We start from the raw sequence: 12,268 nt of genomic DNA on the forward strand, positions 1-12,268 counted from the left end.
CTTTTCAAGAGGGGTGGCAGCCGTAGGCTGACGGGGTGTTTATAAAATCATAGTTTTTTCTAAAGTGCGTAACACCAATTAGTAACTTATTTCATTCTCACGGCATTGAATAATATAGCTTAAAGCAGCGCTGCTTATTAGACCGATCAAACCACCGATAAATACATCAATGATTCGATCACTGCTGGTATATAGGTAATGTGCACCGGCAAAGGTAACGATGAAAAAACAGCGGGTTGCAAAGGATGCAGTATAGTTGTTAATGCCTCGTAAACTGAAAATAATACCGACAAAGCTTAAGTTAAAAATCAATGGGCTATTTAGGTTAAACAGCAGTGTGACGATGATGCCCAATGATAAACCAATACATGCGCCAGTGATGCGTTTTTGAATCTTATCTCGTGCCTTTTTAAAGCTAAGACTGGCGACAGATAATGATGACCATAGCAGCCATTGCGGTTCAGCTAGTTGTGAAAAATGCCAAACAAGCATGCTGATCAAAAGCGGTAAGAAATAAACACAGTAATGAATGCAATGCTGCGATTGTAGTTGTAATGTAAAGTTTTGATAGCCCTTAGCTGCTTTTGTTGTAAGATTCATAATAAAAACAATCAAAACACTCAAAAGACTTATGCCAAAAAGCTTAGCAATGATCGCAATAGTGATTAGATCACCATATGCTCTTGTTTCAAAAGCAGTATAGATAATACCGATAAATAAATAAGCGCCCATCGATTTAAAGCTTGGATTATAAGTTTCAATCATACCAATGATGATCGCAATGATTGAGACGACACTAATGAAATAAAAGTCACTATGCATCAGCAGTTTGACTAAAACAAAGGTGATCACAAACAAAAAAATAAGCATCACAAAAGCAATGCGCTTACTGGCGTGATCACAAAAAGGAATAATTACTGCAGCCGCATATAAACCACACAATAGATAAATAGGTTGTGAAAGCAAATAACTTAAAATAGCCGCAGGCAAAACCGCAATAAGCATTTTAATGATGGATGAATAATTGAAAATTTTATGCATATATACCGCCCATAAACCATTTCACAGCATTTCTACCATTGAATTTTATGTCCTTTTAGATGATTGAACTTTGGCAATAGTCCTAGCTATTACCGGCAATTCAGTCACCTAAAATCATCAAAAACTTCTTCGGCATCCAACACCGCAAAATGATTTACGAGCGGTATATACATCCTTTTTGTTATTGATAATCAGATTATATTACAGCCGGATCAAACTTTACATTCATTTAGTTTAGATAGTTGTTTAGAATATCTAAATGGATGAAAAGTTGGCGAAACATATCAACCTTTGGCATTGATAGTGCTACTATTTCAAGCATTGTCGAGTAAATATAAGTGAATATTTCATGCGAATATTAGTCGTTGAAGATGATGAAATGTTAGGTGATGGTATTGTTGAGGGCTTAAGGCAGCATAATTATGCCGTTGATTTGATGCGTGATGGTAAAATGGCTGAGCTTGCGTTAGATACTGAGCCTTATGATGCCGTGGTAATGGATATTGGTTTGCCGCATAAGGATGGTATTGCCATTGTTAAAAGCATTCGAGCGAAAGGTAACGCAGTTCCTGTATTACTATTAACAGCGCGTGATGCAATTGATGATCGGGTGCGTGGACTGGATTCAGGAGCGGATGATTATTTGACAAAGCCTTTTGATTTATCTGAGCTTTTGGCAAGAATGCGTGCATTGGTGAGGCGCTCTGTTGGACGCAGCGAACCTAAGATTAAATTTGAGGCTTTGGAGTTAGATCCTGCGGCACAAACGCTAACGATCAATGGCGAGTTTGTTAAATTATCCAGACGTGAATTTGCACTATTAGAATGTTTGTTAGAAAACATTGGTAAAGTGGTTTCTAAAACAAAGCTGCTTGAAAAGCTCTATGGTTGGGATGAAGAAGTTGATTCCAATACCTTAGAAGTGCATATTCATAACTTGCGTAAGAAAATCCAGAACAAATATATCAAAACACTGCGTGGTGTTGGCTATATTATTCAAAAACCACCGCAAGAAGCGTCAAATGGCTAAGGCTGCTTTGATTTTAATGCATCAATATCAATAGATGCATCATAATTGACACCCGCAACATTAAAGCCGTTGAGCTCTAAAAAATCCTGATAAAATCCCGCAAAGTCACTAATCTCTTTAAAGTTCTCAGAAGTCATTTGTGACATGATCGCATTAGTTAGGATTTGCGTGTTGTCATCCATCTCAAGGTTATCAGGACGCACACGCCCAACCTCATCGGTAATACGCTTATTGCCATAGAGCATATCACGCATAAAGCGATCGATTTGCTCAATGGTGTTCTCATGTGTGCCAAGTTCTTTCATGACCTTGAAAAGTGCGCAACCATATAGTGGGAATAGCGGGATAAAGGCGCTAGCCTTAGTAACTAGTGCTTTGGCAACGGTAACAAATGCTTCACCTTGCAAATCATGTAATTCATTGTTAAGCGTTAGTGCAGTCTTTTCTAAATGACGTTTAGCAGCACCAATCGTGCCTTTTTTATAAATAGCATCGGTGCCATCAGCGCCATCATAGGAATAAGCGGTGGTTTTAAAGCCATCGGCTAAAACGCCTGCCTCTTTAAGTGATTCAATCCAAAGCTGCCAATCCTCGCCACCCATGACTTTAATTGTTTCATCAATATCATGCTTTGTTGCTGCCATCATCTTGCCATCAACAATGATCTGTTTATTCAGATCAAGGGTGGGTGCGGCAATTTCACCGACGGTACTCTTCAATACTGAGCTATGTGTGATACCAGTTTTTGGATCTGTGCGTCTTGGTGAGGCAAGGCTGTAGATTAATATATCAATCTTGCCGTCAAACGCTTGTTTGATCATATCGATGGTTTGTTGTCTCACCTCATCAGAAAAAGCATCGCCTATAATGTTTTTAGCAATGAGCCCGTCCTTTTCAGCCTGTTCTTTAAACCAGATGTTATTCCACCAACCGGCACTTCCTAAGCGCTTATCATTAACACCAGGTTCAAATGACACACTAATCGTATCAGCGTTAGCTCCATAAGCAAGGGCAATGCGTGAGGCAAGACCATAGCCGGAGGAGCCACCAATAATCAGTGCTCGCTTTTTATTAGCAAACTTTGGTAGGCTTTTCATATAATTAATTTGTTTTTCAACAACCGCTTTACAGCCCATTGGGTGAGGGTTCTTAACTAGCCCACCACGCATAATTTCAGGTTTTACAATCATTATATTTCCATGAGTTGAGATCTTAAAGTGTTGTTGATGATATTCAGCAGCTCTTAGCGAGTCAAGTGGTTATACTCACCATAATCATTTGGCGGTGTGTATATTCATTACAAAGCCAAGGGAATTTGTTTGACAGGTTGCTCACTGAGTTTGACACCTAAACCAAGTAAACGAATAGGGTTGCTTTGTTTGTAATATAAGTTATCAAAAAGCAGTAAATAGAGATTAAGCTCACTACTTTCTGTGTGGCGTTCAATGCTTGTTTTATGGAATGTGTTATCAGTGATTTTAATAAAAATACCCTCAATACATAGCGTATGCTCAGGCTTGAGTCTTGCTAAAAGTTCTTGATGCAATTGTGTTAATGCCTTTAGGCAGTCATCTTTTGTGGTTAGATCGTGTTGATAGGTGTGCTCAACGCCTAATGACTTGCGGATGCGTTTGGGGTTTACTACGCGTCGATCAATGCCGCGACAATAGTCATATAGACTCGTGCCTAGCTTGCCAAAATGATGCTCAAGCACTTTAATATCAAGCCTTTGTAAATCAGCGCAGGTGTTAAGTCCCATCTTTTGAAGTTTATCCTTGGTAACACTGCCAACACCAAAAAGCTTACCAACGGGTAGGTGTTGAATAAATTTATCTACATCCTGTGGGCGAATGACATATAAGCCATTGGGCTTGTTGATGTCACTTGCGATTTTGGCTAAGAGTTTGTTTGGCGCAACACCGGCTGAGGCGGTCAGCCCTGTTTGTTTCAAAATCTCTTTTTTTATAGCTTGAGCCATTAATGTCGCGCTATTGGCGTGGCTTTTGATATTGGTTACATCAATATACGCTTCATCCAATGATAAGGGTTCAACCAGAGGGCTAATGCTTTTAAAAATATCGCGAATAATATTTGAAACACGCTTGTATTTATCGAAGTCAGTGGGGAGTAATATTAAATCGGGGCATTTTTGTAATGCAATACGTGTTGGCATCGCAGAATGCACACCATAGCTTCTGGCAATATAATTGCAAGTGCATAGCACGCCACGTTTGATATTGTTGCCACCAACAGCAAAAGGCTTGTCACGAAGGGTGGGATTGTCTTTTTCCTCAACTTGCGCAAAAAAATAGTCCATATCAATATGAATGATTTTACGTGTGGCAAAGTCACTCATGTTTTATGTCTTTGCTGTGTACTTATTTAAAGAAAGGCCTAAAGCGAATAATAAAATTAAGCTAGTGATGGAAGTTGCGAGCATTGTTAGTGCCAGCGGGTAAGAGGTATTTATCGCAAAGAGTGTTGCCACTGAGCCAACCACTGAACTGCCACCTAGTTCAAGTGCGCCAAACATCGCAGATGCTGCTCCAGGGTAGGCACCAAAAGGCTCAAGCGCACCACTGGCACCTGAACCTGCGGTTAATGCGCAGCCAAAAGTTGCAAGCATGCTCGGACCAAAGAAACCCCAAAGACTTAAACCAAACAGTTGATAGATAACAATCAGCAAAATGCCTGAAGATAATATCAATATGGATCCAAGAATCGATGTCTTTAAAACACCTAGTTTATGAACAATGGCGCCAGAGATGATTGAGCCAACTAAAAAAGCACCTCCTGCCATACCAAAGAAAATACCGATTTGTGAGCGCGGTTCACCAAGCGTTTGAATGATGTAGGGTGTCATTGAAAAAAGTGTGAAAAAAGCTGAAACGCCTGCGATTGCAGGCAGGGTATATGCCCAGAAGGTCAGGCTCTTGCAAATGCTAAAGTAACGACTAAATAGACTTAAATTAAAAGGTTTGCGATTATTAGGGTGTGAGCTTTCTTTGACAAACAAGATCGTTAATATCAGTGTAAATACACCAAGCCCTGTTAGAAAATAAAACACGGCATGCCACGGGAAATAAGCAGTTAATAACACACCAATGATGGGGCCCAATATAGGAGAGACTGAGATCATAGCATTTAGAAAGCTATAAATCATCGCACTTTGTTTGCCGGAGAAAGCATCGCGAACAATCGCAAATGCACTAACGGACATGCCACAAGCACCAAAGCCTTGAATGATACGAAAGGCGATAAGCCAGCCGATATGGCTTGATAGTGCGCACAACAATGAGCCGATACAAAACAAACTCACCGAAATAAAAAGTACTTTATAGCGACCAAATTGATCTGATAATGGGCCTAAGATTAATTGACCAAATCCAGTAACAAGGAAGAATAAAGATAAGGTTAATTGCACCATTTCCTGAGAGGTGTTTAAAATGGCTTTCATCTCAGGAATTACGGGCATATAGGTGTCAAGTGCCAATGCGAAGCTAAAAACAACGGGTGCTAGTAAAAAGACCGTAATAACTGGTGGATACGGCCATTGATAGGTTTTATGTGTCATGATGTCTATTTTATCTTTTTTGTCTTTGTTTTTTTAATTTTTGTGCCTGCTTGATTTGATTGCAAGCGGGTAATGCGAGTTATTGTACCTGCTCTCAAAGCAAAGTTGAATGCTTCTAAGGAGAAAATAAACAGGCGCTTTAAATTCAAGCATTAAAGCGCTAGACAATTGAGCGGGCAAAATATAAACTCTGACCCTGAATTTTAAACCTTAAAAATATAAAGAGTACAAATAAGGATTAGTAATGCAAGTATCTGTTGAAAAAAAAGAAGGCATTCATTGCGTTTTAAATATTGAATTACCAGCAACTGTTATTGATACAGAAGTGTCAAAGCGTATTCAGCGTATCGCTAAAACAGCGAAAGTAGATGGTTTTAGACCAGGTAAAGTGCCAGCGGGTATGATCAAGAAAAAGTATGGTGAGCAAGTACGTTTTGAAGTGTTAGGTGATGTTTTGCCTCATAAATATACACAAGCAATTCAAGAGCAACAATTAAATGCGGCCGGTGTAGAGATTGAAATTCTAAATAACAAAGAAGGTGAAGCACTTAAGTTTAATGTGAATGTTGAACTTTTCCCTGAAGTGATTGTTAAAGATTTAGATAAAGTAACTGTTGAAAAACCAGTCGTTGAGTTAGGCGATGCGCAAACAGAGCAGATGATCAGTAACCTACGTAAGCAGCTTGCCACATGGAAGGATGTTGAGCGTGAAGTTCAAGCTGATGACCGTGTGACGATTGACTTCGTTGGCCGTGTTGACGGTGAAGTTTTTGAAGGTGGTTCAGCCAATGGCTCTGAAGTGACAATCGGTTCAGGTCAAATGATTCCAGGATTTGAAGATGGCATCATCGGCATGAAAAAAGATGAAGAAAAAACCATTGATGTAACTTTCCCTGAAGATTATCAAAATGATGAGTTAAAAGGTAAAGCGGCACAGTTTGACATCGTCGTTAAAAATATCAAAGAAGCTGAGTTGCCAGAGATTGATGACAAGTTTGTTGAGCAGTTTGGTATCAAAGGTGGCGTTGATGAGTTTTATGCTGAGATTAAGCAAAATATGGCGCGCGAGCTAAAAAATGCGATTAATAAAACGGTCAAAACACAAGTGTTTGATCAGTTGGTTGATATTATTGATTTCGATGTACCTAAAGCGCTTGTGCAGCGTGAGATTGATCGCTCTAAGCATGATCTTATTGAGCGTATGGGTGGTGCTAAGTCAAAAATGAAAGCAGAAGATTTGCCAGATGACTTATTCAAGGCTAAAGCTGAAAAATCAGTTAAGCTTGGTTTGATTTTGCAAGCGATTGTACGTGATCAAAAACTTGAAGCCGATCAAGAATCTATTGACGCGGTGATTGAAGAGATGGCATCAGTGTATGAAGATGCGCAAGAAGTACGTGATCATGTTAACAGTGATAAGAAAGAATTAGAAAACATCAAAAACGTTGTTGTTGAAAATAAGCTAGTGGATTGGGTGGTTGAGCAAGGTCAATCTACTGAAAAAACAGAAGATTTCTTTGAATTGATCAAAAAAGTTTTACCACAAGGTGGCATGTTTTAATCAATGAATTAAAACAACGCAATTTGTGCAAGTAAAGCACTGGAGAAAATGAAATAATCGACTTAAACTAAGGGCCACGTTTGTGGCTTTTTTGTTATTAACTTGTCAGTGTAAACACACTTGCAATATGGATATAAGGTGAAAATATGATTACAAATAATTTAGTCCCTATGGTTGTTGAGCAAACATCACGTGGTGAGCGTTCTTACGATATTTATTCGCGTTTGTTAAAAGAGCGCATTATATTTTTAAATGGTGAAGTCAATGATACATCGGCTAATTTAGTGATCGCTCAATTGTTATTTTTAGAGTCTGAAAACCCTGATAAAGATATTTATTTTTATATCAACTCGCCAGGTGGTTCAGTCACAGCAGGCATGGGTGTTTATGACACGATGCAGTTTATCAAGCCTAATGTAAGCACAATTTGTATTGGATTAGCGGCAAGTATGGGTGCTGTTTTATTAGCAGCAGGCGAAAAAGGTAAGCGTTATAGTTTGCCGCATTCGCAAATCATGATTCACCAACCATTAGGTGGTTTTAGAGGTCAGGCATCTGATGTCGAGATCCATGCACGCAACATGTTAAGAATCAAAGAGCGCTTAAATCATGTGCTAGCGCGTCATACCGGTCAATCTTATGAGCAGACAGTGAAAGATACGGATCGCGATAATTTTATGATGGCGGAAGAAGCAAAAGAATATGGCTTAATTGATCAAGTGATTGAATCAAGAGCGCATATTCCAGGTATTAAATAAAAATAAAAAAATAAAAGCTTGAATTTCTGCCTAGTCGCCCGCAAATCGGTGGGCGTTTATAATTTTGATTGTTTTTAGAGAGGAAAATATGCCAAGAAAAAGACGTGGCGACGGTGATGGTGATAATGGCCGTGCGCTGTATTGTTCATTCTGTGGGAAATCACAACAAGAAGTACGTAAGTTAATCGCAGGGCCTTCTGTTTATATTTGTAATGAATGTGTGAGCTTATGCGAGGGCATCATCAAAACAGGTGGTCCGCAAGATGCAACACAAGAGCCGGACTTATCAACAGCTGAGGGCAAACAAAGTTTACCTAAGCCGGTTGATATTAAAAAACACCTTGATGAGTATATCATCGGTCAAGATGCACCAAAAAAAGTCCTATCAGTAGCGGTATATAACCATTACAAGAGAATTTATAACAAGCAAAAGCAAGATGATGATGTCACTTTATCAAAGAGCAATATTTTGCTACTAGGTCCAACAGGATCAGGTAAAACCTTGTTGGCACAAACCTTGGCAAAAATGCTTAACGTTCCTTTTGCTATTGCTGATGCGACGACTTTAACCGAAGCAGGTTATGTTGGTGAAGATGTTGAGAATGTGATTCAAAAGCTGCTACAAAATGCAGATTTTGATGCCAAAAAGGCAGAACGTGGCATCATTTATATCGATGAGATCGATAAAATTGCGCGCAAATCAGAAAACCCATCAATTACACGTGATGTCTCTGGCGAAGGAGTGCAGCAGGCTTTATTGAAGTTAATTGAAGGCACAGTCGCCTCTGTTCCGCCAAAAGGTGGTAGAAAACACCCTAATCAGGATCTTGAGCAAGTGGATACTGCAAATATCTTGTTTATTTGTGGTGGTGCTTTTGCTGGTATCGAATCAGTTATTCAGCAGCGTACTGAGAAATCAGGTATTGGTTTTGGTGCTGATGTTTTCGGTAAAGATGATCAAGCGTCACATAATCGTCTGCTTAAGCAAGTTGAGCCAGAAGATTTGGTTAAGTTTGGATTGATCCCTGAGTTGATTGGTCGTTTACCAGTGATGGCTATCTTGGAAGAGCTTGATGAAGAGGCGTTGGTGAAGATCTTAACTGAGCCGAAAAATGCTTTGATCAAACAGTATACCAAGCTATTTGAAATTGAAGAAGTTAATGTAGAGTTCACACCTGAAGCGATTAAAGCAGCAGCCCATAGAGCAGTTAAACGCAAAACAGGTGCGCGTGGCTTACGCTCCATTTTGGAAAATGCGCTACTTAATATCATGTTTGAAGCACCATCAATTGAAAATGTTGAAAAAGTTGTGATTGATGAGGCAGCAATCAATGGTAAAGAGGAGCCATTAATTGTATTAAAAGATCAGGCACAATTTAGATTAGCTTCAGTTCAATAAGGTTAGCATGCATGCAATTATATTCGAATGATAAACAAAGTGTTGAAGAATTAGTACCGGTTGTGCCATTAAGAGATATCGTCGTGTATCCTTATATGGCTGTACCACTTTTTGTCGGTAGAGAAAAATCAATTGCCGCAATTAGTGAAGCACATGCAACAAGACAAAAAATCTTACTGGTGACGCAAAAATCAGATGATATTGATAATCCGAAAGTTAAGGATTTACACACCACAGGAACCTATGCCAAGATCCTGCAGTTGATGAAGCTGCCAGATGGTACGTGCAAGGTGCTTGTTGAAGGTGTTCGTCGAGCGAGGGTGCTTAAGTATTTTGAAGATACACCTTTTATTGCCGCTCAAATTGAGTTGATTGAGACAAAAAATGACTTAAATGATGTTGATGAAAGCGGTTTTATTCGTGCGATCTTATCGAGCTTTAAAACTTTGGCAGATATGAATGGTCAGATTCCCAAAGAAATCCTATCATCGATTTTGTCAGATACCAATTTAACGCGGATTATTGACACTGTCGTGGCGCAAGCGCATGCGACTGTCAGCAAAAAACAAGAAGTGCTTGAAGCGGAAGGCTTGCAGCAACGTGCGTCATTATTACTAAAACTACTCATGGCAGAGACTGATGTATTACAGCTTGAGCGTAACATCAAGGATCGTGTCAAATCGCAAGTTGAGCGAAATCAGCGTGAATACTATCTCAATGAACAGATCAAAGCGATCTATAAAGAGATGGGGGATACTGATGAAGCTGAAGAGTTTGAACAATTAAAAGGAAAAATTGATACGGCTAAGATGTCAAAAGAGGCGACTGAAAAAGCATTGTCTGAGCTTAAGAAGCTCAAAGCCATGCCGCCATCTTCGGCTGAAGCCTCCGTATCACGTAACTACATCGAAACCTTAACGTCATTGCCGTGGTCAAAGCGTAGCAAAGTTAAAAAAGATTTAGCGCAAGCAGAAGATACCTTAAATATGGACCATTATGGTCTTGAGAAGGTCAAAGAGCGTATTTTGGAATATCTAGCAGTGCAACAAAGAATGCGTAAGCTTAAAGGCCCTATTTTATGCTTAGTCGGACCTCCGGGTGTTGGTAAAACGTCATTGGGGCAATCAATTGCTAAGGCGACAGGGCGTAAATATGTGCGTATGGCATTAGGAGGTGTTAAAGATGAGGCGGAAATTCGCGGCCATCGACGTACGTATATTGGTGCGTTACCTGGGCAAATTATGCAAAAAATCAGTAAAGTGCAGGTAAACAATCCACTGTTTTTATTGGATGAAATCGATAAGATGTCAGCTGATTTTCGCGGTGATCCATCCTCTGCAATGCTTGAGGTATTGGATCCTGAGCAAAACAATACATTTAATGATCATTATCTAGATGTCGATTATGACCTATCAGATGTGATGTTTGTGGCAACGGCAAATAGTTTAAATATCCCTGATGCCTTAAGAGATCGCATGGAGATTATTTATCTATCGGGTTATACCGAAGATGAAAAAAAGAATATTGCTAGGAATTATTTATTGCCACGAGCGATTAAAGACAATGGTTTAAAAGAAGCTGAAATTGCTGTTGCTGATAAAGTGATTGAGGATATCATTCGTTATTACACACGTGAAGCCGGTGTACGTCGCTTGCAGCAGGAGCTTAATAAGATCTGTCGCAAAGCGGTTAAACATATTTTATCCGCTAAGGATGGTAAGAAAGTCTCAGTTAATAGCAAAAACTTGGATAAATACCTTGGTGTTAGACGCTATGATTTTGGCCTAGCGCAACAAGAGGATAAAATTGGGCAAGTTACGGGGCTTGCATGGACTGAAGTGGGTGGTGATCTATTAACCATCGAAGCAGTAGCAACCCCAGGTAAAGGCAAGCTTAAGAGTACGGGTAAACTCGGTGAAGTGATGCAAGAATCGATTCATGCCGCTTTAACCGTCGTGCGCACGATGGCGAAAGACTATGGATTGGATGATGATTTCTATGAGAAACGTGATTTTCATATCCATGTACCGGAAGGTGCGACACCCAAAGATGGGCCAAGTGCAGGTATTGCGATGTGCACGGCGGTTTTATCTTCATTGACAGATATTCCAGTTAGAAAAGATGTCGCGATGACGGGTGAGATTACCTTGCGCGGTGACGTGTTACCTATCGGTGGTTTAAAAGAAAAACTTTTGGCAGCACTTCGCGGTGGTATTACGACAGTCTTAATTCCATTTGAAAATAAAAAGGATCTTCAAGATATTCCTCAGAATGTAAAAGATGGCTTGGAAATCATTGCTGTTAAGAGAATTGAAGAAGTTTTAGCGCGTGCGCTGATGTCAAAAAAAACCAAAAAAAGCTAAAAAAAAATGGGAAAACATCAAAAAAACGTTAAAAAACAATGAATTAGCGATAAACCGTGTTGACGTGCGCTACTGTGCTTGCTATAACTTAGGCGAGTTAGGCGGCCGCAAGCCGCTTAAACAGTGAGTTATTCAACAACGAAAGAGGAAAGCATCGTGAATAAAAGTGAACTAGTAAAAGCAATCGCAGAAAAAGCTGACGTAACAAAGGATGTCGCTCAGCGCGCATTAGACGCGACAACTGAAGCGGTAACTGAAGCGTTAAAAGCAGGTCAAACAGTTACTCTTGTTGGATTTGGTTCATTCCAAGTTCGTGAAAGAGCGGCGCGTGAGGGGCGCAACCCTAAGACAGGTGAAAAAATGAAGATCAAAGCATCTAAATCACCTTCATTTAAAGCAGGAAAACTATTGAAAGATGCTGTGAACTAATCACAGTTCAGCGCGTGGGTGCTTAGCTCAGCTGGGAGAGCATCGCCCTTACAAGGCGAGGGTCGGGGGTTCGATCCCCTCAGCACCCACCATATATTTAAAGGCATGCTTTT

The 12,268-nt window shown here is 39.8% G+C and carries 10 protein-coding genes and 1 tRNA gene; 7 read left to right on the plus strand and 4 right to left on the minus strand.

All coding sequences use genetic code 11. The annotated features are described in order from the left end of the window. Positions 1–78: 78 nt before the first annotated feature. Positions 79–1,041, minus strand: a complete 963-nt coding sequence (locus ACY10D_RS11810; RefSeq protein ID WP_487000927.1) for an FUSC family protein — start codon at positions 1,039–1,041, stop codon at positions 79–81. A gap of 349 nt (positions 1,042–1,390) precedes the next feature. Between ACY10D_RS11810 and ACY10D_RS11815 the strand changes: the two genes are divergently transcribed. Beyond that, complete coding sequence (locus ACY10D_RS11815) at positions 1,391–2,071, plus strand: response regulator (protein WP_192484533.1); 681 nt, start codon at positions 1,391–1,393, stop codon at positions 2,069–2,071. Here the strand turns inward: ACY10D_RS11815 and fabV are convergent. The 3 genes from fabV to ACY10D_RS11830 form a co-directional block, all read right to left on the minus strand. Further along, positions 2,068–3,261, minus strand: a complete 1,194-nt coding sequence (fabV, locus tag ACY10D_RS11820) for an enoyl-ACP reductase FabV (protein WP_487000928.1) — start codon at positions 3,259–3,261, stop codon at positions 2,068–2,070. The genes ACY10D_RS11815 and fabV overlap by 4 nt on opposite strands. Before the next feature lie 107 nt (positions 3,262–3,368). After that, complete coding sequence (gene dinB, locus ACY10D_RS11825) at positions 3,369–4,427, minus strand: DNA polymerase IV (RefSeq protein ID WP_487000929.1); 1,059 nt, start codon at positions 4,425–4,427, stop codon at positions 3,369–3,371. Between the two features lie 3 nt (positions 4,428–4,430). Continuing rightward, complete coding sequence (locus ACY10D_RS11830; protein WP_487000930.1) at positions 4,431–5,645, minus strand: multidrug effflux MFS transporter; 1,215 nt, start codon at positions 5,643–5,645, stop codon at positions 4,431–4,433. Positions 5,646–5,889: 244 nt separating this feature from the next. Here ACY10D_RS11830 and tig point away from each other — a divergent pair, with 244 nt between their 5' ends. The 6 genes from tig to ACY10D_RS11860 all read left to right on the plus strand — a co-directional run bounded on the left by tig (position 5,890) and on the right by ACY10D_RS11860 (position 12,247). Continuing rightward, the gene (tig, locus tag ACY10D_RS11835) at positions 5,890–7,206 is read left to right on the plus strand and encodes a trigger factor (RefSeq protein ID WP_487000931.1); all 1,317 of its coding nucleotides are present in this window, start codon (positions 5,890–5,892) and stop codon (positions 7,204–7,206) included. A gap of 146 nt (positions 7,207–7,352) precedes the next feature. Then, entirely contained in the window at positions 7,353–7,964 is a 612-nt protein-coding gene (gene clpP, locus ACY10D_RS11840; RefSeq protein ID WP_192484528.1) for an ATP-dependent Clp endopeptidase proteolytic subunit ClpP, read from the plus strand. Between the two features lie 88 nt (positions 7,965–8,052). Beyond that, entirely contained in the window at positions 8,053–9,363 is a 1,311-nt protein-coding gene (gene clpX / locus ACY10D_RS11845) for an ATP-dependent Clp protease ATP-binding subunit ClpX (RefSeq protein ID WP_192484527.1), read from the plus strand. Between the two features lie 11 nt (positions 9,364–9,374). Beyond that, on the plus strand, positions 9,375–11,726 hold the full coding sequence (gene lon, locus ACY10D_RS11850) for an endopeptidase La (protein ID WP_487000932.1): 2,352 nt from the start codon (positions 9,375–9,377) through the stop codon (positions 11,724–11,726). Positions 11,727–11,849: 123 nt separating this feature from the next. After that, positions 11,850–12,155 (plus strand): HU family DNA-binding protein, encoded by a 306-nt coding sequence (locus ACY10D_RS11855; RefSeq protein ID WP_263478727.1) that lies wholly within the window; start codon positions 11,850–11,852, stop codon positions 12,153–12,155. A 16-nt stretch (positions 12,156–12,171) separates the two neighbouring features. Then, a tRNA-Val gene (locus ACY10D_RS11860) sits at positions 12,172–12,247 on the plus strand. Positions 12,248–12,268 lie beyond the last annotated feature (21 nt).

The sequence above is a fragment of the Cysteiniphilum sp. genome (assembly GCF_057495195.1).

Excerpts from the sequence above, each read along its gene's own strand:
- ACY10D_RS11830 (WP_487000930.1), bottom strand. The coding sequence starts at position 5,645 with ATGACACATAAAACCTATCAATGGCCGTATCCACCAGTTATTACGGTC.
- clpX (WP_192484527.1), top strand. The coding sequence starts at position 8,053 with ATGCCAAGAAAAAGACGTGGCGACGGTGATGGTGATAATGGCCGTGCG.
- fabV (WP_487000928.1), bottom strand. The coding sequence starts at position 3,261 with ATGATTGTAAAACCTGAAATTATGCGTGGTGGGCTAGTTAAGAACCCT.
- dinB (WP_487000929.1), bottom strand. The coding sequence starts at position 4,427 with ATGAGTGACTTTGCCACACGTAAAATCATTCATATTGATATGGACTAT.
- lon (WP_487000932.1), top strand. The coding sequence starts at position 9,375 with ATGCAATTATATTCGAATGATAAACAAAGTGTTGAAGAATTAGTACCG.
- tig (WP_487000931.1), top strand. The coding sequence starts at position 5,890 with ATGCAAGTATCTGTTGAAAAAAAAGAAGGCATTCATTGCGTTTTAAAT.
- ACY10D_RS11810 (WP_487000927.1), bottom strand. The coding sequence starts at position 1,041 with ATGCATAAAATTTTCAATTATTCATCCATCATTAAAATGCTTATTGCG.
- clpP (WP_192484528.1), top strand. The coding sequence starts at position 7,353 with ATGATTACAAATAATTTAGTCCCTATGGTTGTTGAGCAAACATCACGT.
- ACY10D_RS11815 (WP_192484533.1), top strand. The coding sequence starts at position 1,391 with ATGCGAATATTAGTCGTTGAAGATGATGAAATGTTAGGTGATGGTATT.